Here is a 17163-nt window from a genome sequence, read left to right on the forward strand (position 1 = left end):
ACATCATGAAGAAAAAACTACTTATTGGTTTGCTGTTTACCGCATGTACAGCAAAATTGTTTGCCCAAGACACGCCCGACCCCGTTATGGTCCAAAAAATACGCGATGAGGGGCTGAAAAACTCGAAGGTAATGGACATCGCTTTTCAGCTTACCGATGTATCGGGACCAAGGCTGGCAGGTTCGCCCGGTTTAAAACGTGCACAGGATTGGGCCGTGAACCAACTCAAAACATGGGGCATGGTGAACGCCAATCGCGAAGCCTGGGGCAAATTTGGCAAGGGATGGGAAGTGCAAAAGAACTATGCCGCCATGACGGTTCCGTATTATCATGCCATTATCGCTATCCCCAAAGCGTGGACACCAAGCACTAATGGATTGATAAAGGGCGATGTAATGGTGGTTAAAATTGATACCATTACCGATTTGGAAAAATATCGCGGAAAGCTGAAAGGCAAAATTGTGATGACCGATGTAAAAGGCCCGGCCAATGAGATAAACTTTACCCGCCCCGACGCTTCACGCTATACAGATAGTGCTTTATTGGCTATGACCAAACCACAGGTACCGGGTGGCAGGGGTGGCTTCGGCGGTCCCGGTGGGCCCGGTCGCAGGGGTAACTTTGCAACCCTGGCAGCTCTGCGTACCGCTGTAGCTAAGTTTGAGATAGAAGAAGGCGTGGCTTTGGTATTGAGCCAGGCACGCGGTACCGATGGTACCGTATTTACCACCAATGGCGCTTCGTATCGCGATACAGCGAAAGCCGTTGCGCCTGAACTGGAAACCAGCAGCGAAGACTATCAGCGTATATTACGTTTAGTAAAAGCCGGCATCAAAGTAAATATGGAAGCCGATATCAAAACCGAATTTTTTACCAACGACCTGAACGGTTATGATGTTGTTGGCGAAATTGCCGGCACCGACCCTAAATTGAAAGACCAATTGGTTATGTTGGGTGGTCACCTCGACTCGTGGCATGGTGCTACCGGCGGTACCGATAACGCCGCAGGCGCTGCCGTAATGCTGGAAGCGATGCGTATTTTGAAGACATTGGGTGTTAAGCCGCGCCGTACCATCCGTATCGCTTTGTGGAGTTCGGAAGAGCAGGGCGAATTTGGTTCAAAAAATTATGTAACCAACCATTTTGCTGATGTGGCCGATATGATATTGAAACCCGAGCATGCCAAACTATCAGCATACTACAACTTAGATAACGGTACCGGAAAAATACGTGGTATTTATGCTCAAGGCGATACCGCCATTATGCCGATATTCCAAACATGGCTAACTCCTTTTAAAGATTTGGGCGCTTCGACGGTTACTATACGGAATACTGGTAGTACCGACCATGAGTCGTTCGACCAGGTAGGCTTGCCGGGCTTTGAGTTTTTACAGGACCCTATGGACTACAATGCCCGCACACACCACAGCAACCAGGATACTTATGATAAGATAAGCGAAGAAGATTTGAAACAGGCAGCGGTAATAGTGGCCTCGTTTGTTTATAATACCGCGCAACGCGATGACATGATGCCACGTAAAGCATTGCCAAAACCCAAGCCGGTTGTTGCCCGTTAAACTATAAACGAGGACTGATTAAATAAGTCACTTAGAAAAACACAAATCGTAATAGTTAACAAAAACTTAATGTTCGAATTAATTTTGTTATTGATATAGAAACACTAATTTTATATCTACGTTGAATACTAAAACCGGTACACTTTGAACCACCAGCGATAAGTAGTATTTTAGGGTTTAACCAACGAATTTGATTGTTATTTTTTTGGAGAAAGCCGCCCGGATAACCACGGGCGGCTTTTGTTTTTATGATTAGTGCACATCCGCCGGGGCACCAACACCACCTTTTTTGAAGGGCTGCAGGTAAATTAGCGGGATAGAGAACAGCATGATTAATCCGGCTATCCAATAGGCATCATTGTAAGTAAGCAACAGGGTTTGCCTGATCACTTTGCCCTCCATAGCTTGCATAGCCATTCGTGTGGCATCGAGTAAGCCTTTCCCTTTGGCCATAAAACCACCTATCAGCATTTGCTTCTGTTGCAGGTAGGCATTGTTATACGGGTTGATATTGGTAATCAGGTCGCTGCGGTGCGCGGCCTGCCTGATGTGTATCAGTGTTGTTAAAGCAGCTATACCAAACGAACCACCTAATTGCCTCATCATATTGTTTAGGCCCGTGCCTTGTCCTAACTCCGGTCCTTTCAAATCTTGGATGGCCAGTGTAGTCAATGGCACAAAAAGGAATGCCATACCCACGCCTCTTATCACAAGCGGCCAAAAGAAATCCTGCGTGCCGGATGCAAGGGTTGAATGGCTTAGCATGGTTGTAAACACAAAGAACAATACCATACCACCTGTGGCCATATATTGCGCCGGCACACCTGCTTTTAACATCTTGCCGATAAAAGGCATCATGATAATGGTACAGAGCCCACCAGGGAAAAGTATCAACCCTGTTTGCTCTGGCGTAAAGCCGAGCAGGTTCTGACAAAATACGGGGAACACGAATACCGAGCCATACAAACCAAAGCCGAGCACAAAGGACGTGAACATCCCCACCGCGAAACTTCGATGCCGCATGATTTTAAAGTTCACTATCGGGTGCTCGAAGGTCATTTCGCGCCACATAAAGAAGAACAAGCCAAATACGGCGGCTATGGTCAATACCAAAATATATGTTTTGGCAAACCAGTCTTCGCTTTCGCCTTTTTCCAATATGGTTTGTAAACTACCCACAGCTATGGCCAACAGGGCAATGCCCCACCAATCCACAGGTCGTCCTTTTGCCTCTTTGGGCGTCTCTCGAATAAATGTTACCGTTAAAAAAGCGGCCAGTGCACCCACCGGGATGTTTACATAAAATATCCAGGGCCACGAAAAGTGGTCGGTTATAAAACCGCCGATAGTTGGGCCGACAGTCGGGCCAAATACAGCGCCCAAACCAAATAAGGCTGTAGCTGTCCCTATCTCTTCGCGCGGCCAGGTCTCCACCAGGATAGCTTGCCCGGTAGATATCAACCCGCCCCCTGCAAAACCCTGTATGATACGGAAAACCACCAGCTCGCTCAAACTGCCAGCGTTACCGCATAAAAACGATACCGCCGTAAATATGATGATGGACGTTAGAAAGTAGTTTTTACGGCCAAAGCGGCTGCCCAGCCAGCCCGACATGGGCAATACAATAACATTTGCTACGGCATACCCGGTAACCACCCAGGCCACATCTTCCAATGTTGCGCCAAGGTTGCCCTGGATAACCGGCAAGGATACGTTTACTATCGTGGTATCAATAAGCTCCAATAGGGCAGCCATGATCACCGTGATGGTAATGATCCATTTCCTAAAACCTGTTTCAGCCATGTTGCTTAGTCTTTATATATTACCGACACTGCTACGCTCATACCCGGGCGCAGTTTGTCCATAATTTCTTTGGGTGCGTTGATCTTAATTTTAACGGGCACACGTTGTACCACCTTAACAAAGTTACCGGTAGCGTTATCCGGCGGCAGCAACGAAAATTTGGCGCCTGTTGCGGGTGCGAAATTGTACACGGTGCCCTCAATTTTTGTGTCAGGGAAAGCATCGACAACAATATCAACCTTCTCACCCGAGCGCAGGTGGTCCATTTGTGTTTCCTTAAAGTTGGCGGTAATAAACAAACTGTTATCATCAACTACCGAAAACAGTGTTTGGCCGGCCTGAACCAATTGCCCTATCTGTACATTCTTTTTTGATGCGATGCCCGAAGATGGCGCAACAATATTCGTGTACGATAATTGCAATTTGGCAAAGTCAATGTCGCCTTGCTTTTGTGTAACACCGCTATTGGTTACGTTCAGTTGGTTTTTTGTTCCGGTAACCTGTTCCTGCGCGGCTTTGTATTGTTCCTGCGCGGCATGTAATGCGGCCTGGGCTGCATCGCGGGTTACTTGTGCCTGTTCAAAAGCTTGTTTGGTAACCGAACCATCTTTAACCAGGTTGGCATAACGGTCGTAATCGCGCTGTGCTTGCGCCAGTTTGATTTGCGCGTTCTCTACATTCGCTTTTGCTGTGGCCGAATTGGCCTCTGTAGCATAAATCTGCGATTCGGACACGCCAACAGATGCACCTGCCAGTTTTTGTGTAGACAATGCCTGCTCCAATTTTACTTTATAATCGCGGTCATCCAGCTTAACCAATAATTGGCCTTGTGTTACGTGTTGGTTCTCTTCGAACATAATGGTGTCGACGTATCCGCCAACGCGTGCAACTACCGGGCTGATGTCGCCGTCTATCTGCGCATCGTCAGTATCCTCGTGCTTACTATAATATATGTACTCTTTTATCCCAAAACCAAGCCCTGCTATCAGTAACAAGCCTAATATAATAGGCATTACTTTGCTCGATTTTTTTGGTGTGTTTTCTTGTTCTGTTCCTTTTGCCATGATATTTGTAAATTTTATTTGTTCAGTTTTCCGGTTGATTTTAATAATGTGTAATAAGCAAGCCCTGCGTCGGCTTTTGCCAGTTCAAGGTTTATTTGCGCCTGGTATAATAAGGTTTGCGCATCCACCCTATCGGTAGCCGAAGCGATATTGCTTTGGTATTTCGATTCGAGTATCTTGTTGTTTTCGCCTGCTTGCGCTATCGAGGTTTGCAATAATTTGATCTTATCCAATGCCATCACATAACTTTGGTAGTTTCGGTTGATCTCTGTTTTCAGGTTATCAACGGTAATACTTTTGCGAATGGTGGTTTGATCCTGCTCAATTTTAGCGGAAGCCACTTTGTTTTTATTGGTCCACAGCGATGAAAAATTCCATGATATGGTTGCTCCAATAGTAAGCGGGGTAATGTAAGAACCATACTGAGGTATCGGGTTACCGCTGGCATCAATATAGTATACGTTTGCGCCCACGCTTACTGTTGGCAATTGCGCAGCCTGTATGCTTTTGATATTGGTTTCGGCCACCTTGTTTTGTAGGTCAAGCTGTTTCAATTCCTGGCGTGTAGTTAAAGCGGTATCCAAGTAGTTTGATAATGGAGCAGGTGTCAGTCCGCTATCCTTTATCTCGTCAATTTTCAATTGGGTGCCTTCGGGCAAACCCAACAAAACATCGAGGCTATAATTGATTACCCTGCGGTTGCTCTCCAAATCGATACCATTTAACTGGATATTCGCTTTTTGCAGTTGGAAACGCAATACGTCGTTTTTGGTAACCAAACCCTGGTCGAAAAAGCGTTGCGCCTGTTGCAGTTGGACGGCGACCGCTGCTATGTTTTTGTCGACAACCTTTTGACTTTGCAAAACCTTGTACAGGTTGTAGTAAGCACTTATCACATCGTAAGTAATCTGGTCTTTGTCCTTATCGGCATCTAAACGTGCAACCTGAGTAAGCAGGTCGGTGGATAATTGCGCGTAGCGGTAACGATAGCCACCGTAAATCACTTCGTTGATGCCTGCCAGGCCTATATACGCGTTAGCGCCATCGGGCAGGTGGATGGTGGATGCGCCAAGATCCAAGGTGTTTGCAGGTATCTGCGCCCTATCGAAAGTAAAGCTGGCGCTCCCTGTTGGTAATACCTGATCTTTCACCTGGTTGTATTGCGATACGGCCGCGTCAATTTTTGATTGCGATAATTTAAGCGTTTTGCTGTTCGCAATGCCCAGTTTAATGGCTTCGTCGAGGGTTAGGGTTTTGTCCTGCGCGAGCGACATTTGTGTTAGTAAACCTATTATCAACACGGTAATACCACCTTTTTGGAGTGTTTTTACCAGTTGTTTAAATAAGTAGCTGTTAATTGTTTTATTGATTCGTTTTATCATTGTTTTACTAAGTAAGATTTTAAAAGTTTTTTCATGAATATTTTCATCCTGGGTTTCAGTTCGGTTTCAAGGAAGCTAGCATCATATACATCGTGCCCTAACACCCTTGATGAAATATGGGCCGAATTGATGACGTAGCTTTTGGTACCGAATATCACCATGATGGTCAGCTCCTGGTCAATGTCCTTATCGAACAATCCTTTATCAATACCTTCCTGCATTATTTTTTTAAATTCCTGCACATTGGTCATTAATATGTTGGCCATCTTATCCGTCAGTTCGGTGCGCTTGCTCAAGGTAAGTTCCCTGTTGATCAGTTTTTGAAAACAGTTATTGGCGATGATACGCTCCACATAATTATCAACGCAACGCTCCATTTTATCCCAGGCCGATATGCTGTCATCATTACCAATGTTTTGCAACAATGTGCGGAAAGCCGATATCTTGCGCTCAAAAATGGCCAGGTATAAACCCTCTTTCGAACCGAAATAATAGTTGAGCATGGCCATGTTCACACCGGCTTCGCCCGAAATCATCCGCGTCGAAGCCCCATCATATCCAAAATCGGCGAATATTTTTTCCGCCACGTCCAGGATATGGTCTTTCTTGTCTATTTTATCCTTGTCCATCACTATCATAATCGGGGACAAAATTAATCAATCGTTTGATTAATAAAATAAATTATTGTCATTATTCTGTAAACAGATGATTAAGAATATTGATTTAATATTTTTCAAATGGTTTTGTTGACAATTAAACAAAGCCTTGGCACAGTTTTAACAAAATTTTGATTTTACAAATCACAGACAGCCAAATACGCTGTTGTTATTGTATCTTCACACATTTAAGCTCAACTCATGAACAAATACCGATACGCAATTGCGCTCGCCTTTATATTGACAGCAAAAGCACTTTTTGCACAAACGTCACCGCCTGCCAGTTTGGTCGACATTAAACAGGCGTTTAAAAAATTGAACGTTTTAGGCAGTGTGCTTTATGTAGCCGCCCACCCCGACGATGAAAATACCCGCTTGCTGGCTTACCTGGCCCAGGAAAAACATTACCGCACCGGTTACCTGTCGCTTACCCGCGGCGATGGCGGACAAAACCTCATCGGTAACGACCAAAGCGAAGAACTGGGCCTGATACGCACACAGGAACTGTTAGCCGCCCGCCGTGTTGACGGTGCCGAACAGTTTTTTACCCGCGCGAACGATTTTGGATTTTCCAAAGGGCCGGATGAAACTTTAAAAATTTGGGACCGGGAAAAAGTATTGAGCGATGTGGTTTGGGTGATACGCAAGTTTAAACCGGATGTGATCATCTGCCGTTTCCCTACCACCGGCGAAGGTGGCCACGGGCATCATACATCATCGGCTATATTGGCGCAGGAAGCATTCGCGGCCGCTGCCGACCCTAAACGTTTCCCCGAGCAATTGGCCTTTGTACAGCCATGGCAAGCTAAACGCCTGCTTTGGAACACTTTTAATTTTGGCGGTAACAATACAACAGCAGAAAATCAATTTAAAATTGACGTAGGCGTTTACAATCCGCTATTGGGCAAAGGGTATGGCGAAATTGCTGCCGACAGTCGCAGTAACCACAAAAGCCAGGGCTTTGGCTCGGCAAAAACCCGGGGGCAATCGTTCGAGTATTTCAGGACCATTTTAGGTGATGCCCCGCAAACCGACCTGATGGATGGCATCAATACCACCTGGAGCCGTATTAAAGATGGCGAGGGTATTGAAGGCAACCTCGGTGTTATCGCAAAAACTTTCGACGAAGGCAACCCATACGGCTCTGTGCCCACATTGGTGCATTTACTGAGCCGTGTCGAAAAGATATCGGACGCATATTGGAAAGAACAAAAGACCAAAGAACTAAAAAACCTGATTGCCGCATGTGCCGGGCTATGGTTTGAAGCCTATGCCGCCGAGCCGAGCTATGCTTTGGGTGATAGTATGAATGTACGTTCGCAGGTGATTGACCGGTACAACGATAAGGTGAAACTGAACAGCATTACCTCGGGAAAAACAAAAGATATTTTGCAGGTAATAGCGGCCAACCAAGTACAAACATACGACAGCAAAATGCTGGCGGCTAAAATTACACAGCCATTTTGGTTGGAAACGCCGCATACCTTAGGTACTTATAATATACCCGACCAACAGGATGTGGGCAACCCCGAAAACCCGGACCTGCCAAAAGTGACTTTTGAGTTTATCATCGAAGGCAAACCCATTGCTTACGAACGCCGCTTATATTATAAATATGTAGACCCTGTTCGCGGCGAGGTGTACCAGCCCATCGAAATTGCCCCGCCTGTTACGGCCAATTTGGACAATAACGTTTATATTTTTAAGGATAACCGTCCGCAAAACATCACGATAAAATTGAAAGCTTTTACAGCCAGCACAGGCAATATATCGCTTAAAGCACCGGCGGGATGGCGGTTTTTGCCTCAAAACGTTTCCTTTACGGGAAAAAACAAAGGCGATGAATGGACGGAGACCTTTATGGTAACCCCGCTCGACCTGAGTTCGAAAAATGACGCGGTAACTGCCGAAGTCAACGTAAATGGTAAAACCTTCCAAATGGGTCTAAAGCGTATCCGTTACGACCATATCCCGGCCATTACTTTATTCCCGCCGGCAACCGCACATTTACTCAAACTCGATATTGATATCCCGGGCAAAAATATTGGGTATATCATCGGTGCGGGAGATTTTGTTCCGGATGCGCTACGCCAGTTAGGTTATAAGGTAACCATATTGAACGAAGACGATGTGATGAAAGGCAATCTTTCGGGTTACGATGCCATTGTTACCGGCGTGCGCGCCTATAACGTAAACGACCGCATGGCTATTGAGCAACCTAAACTGTTGGAATATGTGAAGAACGGCGGCAATTTAGTGGTACAGTATAACAATAACGCAGGTTTGGTTACCAAGGCTATTGGCCCGTACCCTTTCCGACCGGTTAACCAGCGCGTAACCGACGAGAACGCCAAAGTAACCGTTACCGAGCCGCAAAGCCCGATACTTAATTATCCCAACAAAATAACAAATGCCGATTTTGATGGTTGGGTGCAGGAACGCGGCCTATACTTTGTAACTGATATTGACCCTAAATATCAGGCCCCCATACAAATGAATGATGCAGGCGAAGCACCAAACAAAGGTTCGGTAATTACAACCGATTATGGCAAAGGTAGATTTACCTACACCTCGCTGTCGTTCTTCAGGCAATTACCTGCAGGTGTGCCGGGCGCGTACCGGTTGTTTATTAATTTGCTGAGCAAACCGGCGCCTCCTGCTCCATAAATGTAATTTAATACAAAAAAAGCCCTCCGATGTTAAATCGGAGGGCTTTTATATTTTAAGATAATTGTTGATTAGCTTTTATGTTCTTCTTCTTCTTTCAGGAACTTGGCGGTAAAGTAATCCCTGTTCATACGGCCGATATTGGTGAGCGATATTTCTTTAGGGCATTCTGCTTCGCAGGCACCGGTATTGGTACAACTGCCAAATCCTTCTTTGTCCATTTGCTCAACCATCGCCATCGCACGGTTGTAGCGCTCGGGCTGGCCTTGCGGCAATAGGGCGAACTGCGATATTTTAGCCGAAACAAACAACATGGCCGAAGCATTTTTACAAGCGGCCACGCAGGCACCGCAACCAATACAGGTAGCCGAGTTAAAAGCCTCGTCGGCCAAAACTTTTGATATGGCTATCTCGTTGGCATCGGGCACGCCACCGGTATTTACCGAAATGTAGCCACCAGCCCGTTGTATCCTGTCAAAAGCAGAACGGTCGACAGCCAAATCCTTGATTACCGGGAATGGACCGGCGCGCCAAGGTTCGATGGTAATGGTTTGCCCGTCGTGAAAGGTACGCATGTGCAATTGGCAGGTGGTAATAGCACGTTTAGGGCCATGCGGCTGTCCGTTGATATACAGCGAACACATGCCGCAAATACCTTCGCGACAATCATGGTCAAAATGTATCGGGTCTTCACCTTTGTGTATCAGGCCTTCGTTCACTACGTCGAGCATCTCTAAAAACGACATGTCGGCCGAAATCCCGTCAGCTTTATAGGTAACAAATGCACCCTTGGTCGAAGCATTTTTTTGACGCCACACTTTAAGCGTCAGGTTCATATTTCCGTTACTCATTCTTCGTTAGATTTGAGTATTGCGTATTGCGTATTGAGATATTAACTCTTTCAGCAAACCGCAAATCCTATTTATAATTCATTTATTCAATTAGCGTGTTTTTATCGCATATCGCAATACGCGCTACTCAATACTATTTATAACTACGTTGCGTTAATTTAACATTTTCAAAAACCAAAGGCTCTTTGTTCAGTACTTCGGGTTTGTCTTCGCCGGTATATTCCCAAGCTGCTACGTAGGCAAAATGCTCATCATCGCGTAAAGCTTCACCTTCTTCGGTTTGTGATTCCACCCTGAAGTGTCCACCGCATGATTCGGTGCGGTTCAAAGCATCTTCTATCATCAACGCGCCCAGTTCAATAAAATCGGCAACGCGACCGGCTTTTTCCAGTGATGAGTTAAACTCTTCGTTCTCGCCCAAAACAATAGCGTTTTTCCAGAAATCAACCTTTAGTTGCGCTATCAGGCCTTTGGCTTTGTTCAGGCCTTCTGCAGAACGTGCCATACCGCAATATTCCCACATAATATGGCCCAGTTCGCGGTGATATTCGTCAACCGTTTTTGTGCCTTTTAATGCGATGAGTTGTTGTATCCTGTCTTCAACATCTTTTTTGGTTTGCGCAAAAGCCGGATGTGTGGTATCAATGGGTTTCGGACCGATTGTCGCCAAATAATCGCCAACGGTATAAGGTACCACAAAATAACCATCGGCCAAACCCTGCATCAATGCCGAAGCACCTAAACGGTTGGCACCGTGGTCGGAGAAGTTGGCTTCGCCTAAGCAATACAAGCCAGGCAAGGTGGTCATCAGGTTATAATCAACCCAAAGGCCGCCCATGGTATAGTGTACCGCCGGATAAATGCGCATTGGCACTTTATATGGGTCCTCATCGGTAATCTGATAATACATATCGAAGAGGTTGCCGTATTTGGCCCTTACCGTATCCTCGCCCAAACGAGCTATCGATTCTGCAAAATCCAAATAAACGGCCACGCCCGATGCGCCAACGCCTTTACCTTCGTCAACTACCTCTTTTGCGTTACGCGAGGCCACATCGCGCGGCACCAGGTTACCGAAAGACGGATATTTTCTTTCCAGGAAGTAATCCCTGTCTTCTTCTTTCAGATCGGTTACTTTCAGTTCACCTTTGCGCAGCTTTTGGGCCAGCTCCACGGTTTTGGGTGCCCAAACACGGCCATCGTTACGCAAGGATTCCGACATCAATGTCAGTTTCGATTGGTGGTCGCCCGTTACCGGGATACAGGTAGGGTGTATCTGTGTATAGCAAGGGTTAGCGAAAAAAGCACCACGTTTATGCGCACGCCACGCCGCTGTAACGTTACAGCCCATCGCGTTCGTCGACAAGTAAAATACGTTACCATATCCGCCTGTGGCCAATAAAACGGCGTGCCCGGCATGAGTTTCGATAGCACCGGTTACAAGGTTGCGTGTTACAATACCTTGCGCCTTGCCATCAACTACAACCACATCCAGCATTTCGGTGCGGGTGTACATTTTTACTTTGCCTTCGTGTATCTGGCGGTTCAACGCTGAGTATGCGCCTAATAATAATTGTTGTCCGGTTTGTCCCCTAGCGTAAAACGTTCTGGATACCTGTGCGCCACCAAAGGAGCGGTTGTCCAATAAACCACCGTATTCGCGGGCAAAGGGAACTCCTTGTGCAACACATTGGTCGATGATGTTTACAGAAACTTCGGCTAAGCGATAAACGTTGCCTTCGCGGGCACGGTAATCGCCGCCTTTTATGGTATCGTAAAACAAACGGTAAACGCTGTCGCCGTCGTTACGATAGTTCTTAGCTGCGTTTATGCCACCTTGCGCAGCGATAGAGTGCGCACGGCGCGGGCTATCCTGGAAACAGAAAGCGGTTACATTATAGCCTAACTCGGCAAGCGAAGCTGCCGCAGAAGCGCCGGCAAGACCTGTACCCACTACAATAACATTATATTTACGCTTGTTGGCCGGGTTAACCAGTTTAAGGTTAAACTTATGCTTGCTCCATTTTTCGGCTAAGGGGCCAGCAGGAATTTTAGCGTCTAAGATCATCTTCTTAATTTTATTTTATAACCGGATAAATGTCCGGCCGGTTATTATAATGATTTGAAATAGTAAACTATGGGCATTAAAGCAAAGGCTAAGGGTATAATAACCGCGAACAGCCAGGTACCCACAAACTGCACAAAAGGCTTATATTTTTTATGGCTCCAGCCTGCGGTTTGAAAAGCGCTTTGAAAGCCATGCAGCAAGTGGAACGATAATGCCCCCATTGCGATAACATACAATATCACATACCATAAATTGCTAAAGCTGCTTACCACACGTGCGTGCAAATCCTTTACCCTAACAATTTCAACATCGCCCTGGGTGGTTACCGAATGTTCGAAATCGGCAGTTTCGGGGCGGTAATCGGTAGCTACGGTCATGCCGGTAGCTAAATTGGTACGATATTCTTTAAAACCCATGGTTTCGTCGTTATGGTAGTGGTACCAAAAATCGCCCATGTGTATCACGATGAACAAAAACAGGATAGAACCCAACAGCCCCATGTTTTTTGACGACCATAGCGTTGGCGATTTTGGTGCTGAGGCGTAAGGTATTGGCCTTGCCTTGCGGTTGCCGATGGTTAAAATCAGCGCGTATAGAGCGTGCACCAAAATACAGGCATAAAGCAGGTATGCAATTACCTCGATAGGGGGGAAATGTGTTAAGAAATTAGCATACACGTTAAATCCGTAACCATTATCGTTGCTAAAAAGCAACAGGTTACCGCCAACGTGTACGATAAGAAAGGTACACAGAAACAAGCCCGTTAAAGCCATGATCAGCTTTTTGCCCAATGACGAGTTAAAGGTTTGTTTAAAATCGCTCATTATTAATCAGATTTATTTGCGCAAAAGTATTTATTAAATAGCAAAAGATAGAAATGGATTTGGTTTATTCGTGTTTTTAGAATTATTTAGAATCGTTCTAAAATAAATAGTGTTTTATATCACGATCACCCTATCTTGCAATACCCCGAATATCTTGTCATCATCCTGATGGCGTATGGATACGCGGCCTGTAAATTTACCAAACGAAGGCAGTACTGCCTGCCGTGTGCTAAAAGCAAAACAAGGCAACATGACTGATTGCCTACCCTTACCTTTTAGCGCGATGCCGGGATGTATATGGCCACACAGCACATAGCCTTCCACCAGTTCCAGGCTTTCATTATTCAAAGGCTCGTGCAGCATTAAAAAGGGGCCGATGTTGAGGGAAGGATGTACCTCAACACCAAGGGCAACGTAATGGTTATCGTGCATTACATCGTGGTTGCCGCGGATCAATATGATATTGAGTTTGGGGAATTGCTGCCTCCACAGCGCGAACCAGTCCCAATCGGAATTTATATCGCTATGAAACAAGTCGCCTAAAAAAATGAGTTTCTCCGGCTTATAAGCCCTGATAAGATCGGACAGCACCGCCAGGTCATCCTGTGCCAGTTGGCGGGGTATGGCTATACCCGATTTACGAAAATGGCCGCCTTTGCCTAAATGGACATCGGCGGCTATTAAAGCTTTCTCTTGTTTCCAGTATATTGCTTTTTGGCAAAGCAACAACAGGCTTTGGTTTAAAAATTCGAGTGCTAATTCATCACCAACCATTGGGCATACACTAATTTATGCGCAAAGGTAGCAAAGTATTAGTCAAGCCCGCCGGGACCGCCCATGCCGCCACCCATACCACCGCCGCCGCCCATGCCGCCGCCACCCATACCACCACGGCCACCGCCATCGCCCCTACGACCGCCACCTTGACCAGGGAAGCCGTTTTGTGGTGCCTGGCCGGCGAATTTTTGCAGGCGGATGGTCAGCGTCAACAAATAGAACCTGCCTAAGCGGTTTACGTTGCTGATAGTTGACTGTGAGCCAGAGGTACTATTTGAATAGCCAGTATTTTGGTTAAACACATCGTTTACGGTTGCACGTATTGTTGCTGCGTTGTTTTTCAAGAAACGACGTTCGAGATAGGTATTGAAGATGTTGGGGTTGGTAGCACCTGGGTAACCGGTATAAATGGTTTTCGTGTAATCGTAACTCAAAGTCCAGTTGGTAAAGAAATAATTTTTACCGTTCAGACCCAATGTTGTTGTCCTGAAGTTATTGTTACCCAGACCATCCGAGTTGTCGTTTTTAGTAAACCCGTAAGCGGCACTTGCCTGTGCATCAATAACATCCTGAATATCGAACCTGAAACGTAATTGAGGCGTTACAGTAAGCGATTTGATGGTGTTTGGAGTTACCGTTGATGTATACGTTACCGGCGTTGTTGCTAAAGGAGTAATGGTAGTTAATGTGTTTTCGCTGTTTGAGTATGACGCATTACCATTGAATATCAAAGTATATTTCCTTTTTTGCCATGGCTTTGCAAAAGTAAAGAAACCACTGGCGGCATAGTAATTGTTACTATTGGCATAAACCGAAGCTGTGGTACCCGATAAACGAAGGTTCGGTGTATAATTTAGGGGATAATAAACCGTATTGGCTACTATTTTATTATCTGTTTGGGTAAATGATGCGTTAGCGAAAAGGATGTTGCCTGTCGCGATATCGAATTTGTTGTAGCGTATCGAGTAGTTGTTTGCAAACTCGGGTAGTAAATTCGGGTCGCCAATTGATGGGTAGGTCGCGTTCGAAAGGTCGGGCCTTGGGTTTAACTGCGCATAACTTGGCGAATTGCTTGACCCATTATAATTGATGTTTAATGCCTGATTACGTCCAAAATTATAAACAAACCTTAAATTCGGGATAAAGTTGTTTGTTGTGCGGTCGGTGGTAATGGCAGGTTGCGTAAGCGTAGCGGGTGAAGACCCTTCTAATTGGGCCGACTGGTAGCCCGCACCCAATGTCAAATTATATTTCGTTTCGACAATACGATAGTTCAAGCCGAAACGATTGGTGTTGAAATTAAAACTATAGTCATTGCTTAAAGCATCATCTCGGGTAGCTGTTGAAGGTAGGCCATAGGTGTCTTCGTCATCCTTATTATTAGTAGTATATGAGTGATTGTACGCATATGTACCTTCGAGGTAAGTAACCTTTCCTAAGGGTTCGATGTATGAAAGATTGGTACCAACACTATTGGTACGGCTGTTCACCGTTATAGATTGATAGGTCTGCACGTTTGGAGTACCAGCTATGTATGTGCTTTGAGGGTTTTGATAAGAATACCCCGGCGCAGAGCTTGCTGTTGTGTTAATGCTGAAGTTGCGTCCATGTCCGTTAAACCGGTGGTTATATAACAGTGTTGCTCCATAATTAGGCGAATTTGAATTTCCTACCGTATTTGTTGTATAGTCTTGGTTCCGCGTTTGGTCGGCCGGGTAGTTAAACGAGTTGGTTTCGAACAAATTAGTTGTGGTACTTGAGTAGGAATATGTTGGTGTAAATTTAATGTAGTTAATCGTATCCGGCTTAAATTCCATGTTCCAGGTCAACCGGTGATTTAATGAACCATCTGTTTCATTACTGTATTGGTTATTTACCGACGTACCAAAGTTGGTTTGGGTATTTGTACTAATGGTGTTTGTGGTGTTATCGGCAAAACTGTAGCTGCCATAAACAGAAAGATATTTGCCCCACTCATCACGAAAGTTAAAACCTAAAGAGTGTGCATCGGTTATACCATTTGGCGAGGTAGGTGTGCCGCCACCGCCGCCCATCCGACCTCCGTTACCACGGCCGCCGCCACCACCAAAACCACCACCGCCACCACCGCCACCAAAACTAAAGGTGTTGAGGTTGGTGTTGTTGATGCTGCCCAGTACAGATATTTGTTGATCGCCGCGGAAAGTAAACAGGTTTATCGAACCAAAATAGCGGTTAGCATCAGTAACCCCCGGGTTTGATGGTAAGGCGTCAGCGCCATCGCCACCGGTGCCCGAAAATGTATAACCGTGATTCCGGTCTTTACGGATAACAAAGTTCATGATTTTGCGCGGTGTGCCGGTTTTTATGCCGGTGAGGTTGGCCTGGTCGCCGTAATCATCAACTATTTGCATGCTCTCAATAACATCAGCCGGTAAGTTTTTGGTAGCTGTTTGCACGTCGCCGCCAAAAAAATCTTTACCGTTTATCCTAACCGCCGCAACTGACTGGCCTTGCGCGGTAACGTTACCGTTCGCGTCAACATCAACACCCGGCATTTTTTTTATCATTTCCTCGGCCGTAGCGTTGGCCCTTACCGGGTATGCACTTGCCTTATATTCTGTTGTATCGGCTGTTACCCTAACAGCATTTACGTCAACCACCTGAACCTCTTTTAACATTGTGGATGCCGTTTTGAGCACGAGCGTTCCCAGGTTTGCCGGTTTGGTATCGTTATCCAGCGTATATTTACGTTTTAATGCGTCATAGCCTATCGAAGCTATGGTCAGTGTAAACTGTTTCCCTTTTACAGCATGGAAAACAAAGTTTCCGTTTATATCGGTAGTTACAATACTACTATCCACTTTAGATATCAACTTCACAATTGCACCGGGTACGGTTTGCTTGGTTGTATCGGCAATAACACCCCGCACTTCCCGGGTTTGGGCATAACTACTAAAAGAAAAGCAAAGAGCGAATAAGGCAACAAATATCAGTGACTTCATAATTTCAATTATTGTGCTTCAACCCGGCCACATTGACCGACGGTTGAGTTTTATAAATTTAGTCTGCAAAAGACGGACAATTTGTGACACTTGCCATATTAATCATACGATTGTTACATATAGCGCAGGTAATAAATGCATTACATGACAATAAAAAGACTATTTGATTTTGATGATTGCAAGGATTATCAACAAATGTGTCGAAATATAAACCCGGATAGTGAAACATAACTATCGGGTTTATCGTTGATGTATAAAATGCTGATTTTATGAAGGATATACGCCTACCCCTTAGAGCCAAAGTGCACCACTGGATGGATGCGATGGGCTTTCGATTGAATTTCTCGGAAACGTTAAAAAGCAAAGATGTGGTTTTTGACCACTACTTTTATAAAACATTCGATTTTATTGAGCAACGCAAAACACGTGCAGGGTCAAAATCGGAATTTGTTTGTTTTGACAACTATGGCGAAAAAATAAAGGTAAAATCGTTACTCGACCTGCAAAGTG

The 17163-nt window shown here is 45.4% G+C and carries 12 protein-coding genes; 3 read left to right on the plus strand and 9 right to left on the minus strand.

Translation table 11 applies throughout. The annotated features are described in order from the left end of the window. The first annotated feature begins 5 nt into the window (after positions 1–5). The gene (locus QZX97_RS07005; RefSeq protein ID WP_295651077.1) at positions 6–1577 is read left to right on the plus strand and encodes a M20/M25/M40 family metallo-hydrolase; all 1572 of its coding nucleotides are present in this window, start codon (positions 6–8) and stop codon (positions 1575–1577) included. A 252-nt stretch (positions 1578–1829) separates the two neighbouring features. Here QZX97_RS07005 and QZX97_RS07010 read toward each other — a convergent pair whose 3' ends face one another. From QZX97_RS07010 to QZX97_RS07025, 4 genes are read right to left on the minus strand one after another with little or no spacing between them, the layout of a single operon-like run. Then, positions 1830–3380: a DHA2 family efflux MFS transporter permease subunit gene (locus tag QZX97_RS07010; RefSeq protein WP_295651075.1), complete on the minus strand. Its 1551-nt coding sequence runs from the start codon at positions 3378–3380 to the stop codon at positions 1830–1832. 5 nt (positions 3381–3385) lie between these two features. Next, positions 3386–4444, minus strand: a complete 1059-nt coding sequence (locus tag QZX97_RS07015) for an HlyD family secretion protein (protein WP_295651072.1) — start codon at positions 4442–4444, stop codon at positions 3386–3388. A gap of 14 nt (positions 4445–4458) precedes the next feature. Beyond that, positions 4459–5826, minus strand: a complete 1368-nt coding sequence (locus QZX97_RS07020; RefSeq protein WP_295664496.1) for a TolC family protein — start codon at positions 5824–5826, stop codon at positions 4459–4461. Beyond that, positions 5823–6455, minus strand: coding sequence for a TetR/AcrR family transcriptional regulator (locus QZX97_RS07025; RefSeq protein ID WP_295654906.1), 633 nt, complete (start codon positions 6453–6455; stop codon positions 5823–5825). Before QZX97_RS07025 ends, QZX97_RS07020 begins: the two co-directional genes overlap by 4 nt. Positions 6456–6683: 228 nt before the next feature. Here QZX97_RS07025 and QZX97_RS07030 point away from each other — a divergent pair, with 228 nt between their 5' ends. After that, positions 6684–9149, plus strand: a complete 2466-nt coding sequence (locus QZX97_RS07030; RefSeq protein WP_295654904.1) for a PIG-L family deacetylase — start codon at positions 6684–6686, stop codon at positions 9147–9149. Between the two features lie 71 nt (positions 9150–9220). Here QZX97_RS07030 and QZX97_RS07035 read toward each other — a convergent pair whose 3' ends face one another. The 5 genes from QZX97_RS07035 to QZX97_RS07055 form a co-directional block, all read right to left on the minus strand. Then, positions 9221–10000 carry a succinate dehydrogenase/fumarate reductase iron-sulfur subunit gene (locus QZX97_RS07035; protein WP_295664498.1) on the minus strand — a complete coding sequence of 260 codons (780 nt, stop codon included), beginning with the start codon at positions 9998–10000 and terminating at the stop codon, positions 9221–9223. A gap of 133 nt (positions 10001–10133) precedes the next feature. Next, a complete protein-coding gene (locus QZX97_RS07040; RefSeq protein ID WP_295654899.1) occupies positions 10134–12068 on the minus strand; it encodes a fumarate reductase/succinate dehydrogenase flavoprotein subunit in 1935 nt (644 codons plus the stop codon). 44 nt (positions 12069–12112) lie between these two features. Continuing rightward, positions 12113–12892, minus strand: a complete 780-nt coding sequence (locus tag QZX97_RS07045; protein WP_295664500.1) for a succinate dehydrogenase cytochrome b subunit — start codon at positions 12890–12892, stop codon at positions 12113–12115. 114 nt (positions 12893–13006) lie between these two features. Beyond that, positions 13007–13666, minus strand: a complete 660-nt coding sequence (pdeM, locus tag QZX97_RS07050) for a ligase-associated DNA damage response endonuclease PdeM (RefSeq protein ID WP_295654895.1) — start codon at positions 13664–13666, stop codon at positions 13007–13009. Positions 13667–13704: 38 nt separating this feature from the next. Next, on the minus strand, positions 13705–16653 hold the full coding sequence (locus QZX97_RS07055; RefSeq protein WP_295654893.1) for a TonB-dependent receptor: 2949 nt from the start codon (positions 16651–16653) through the stop codon (positions 13705–13707). 269 nt (positions 16654–16922) lie between these two features. On the opposite strand from QZX97_RS07055, the gene QZX97_RS07060 reads away from it, so the two are divergent. Beyond that, a partial coding sequence (locus QZX97_RS07060) for a hypothetical protein (protein WP_295654892.1) occupies positions 16923–17163 on the plus strand: 241 nt, incomplete at its 3' end.

It is taken from the genome of uncultured Mucilaginibacter sp. (genome assembly GCF_903893715.1).
Classification (GTDB): Bacteria; Bacteroidota; Bacteroidia; order Sphingobacteriales; family Sphingobacteriaceae; genus Mucilaginibacter.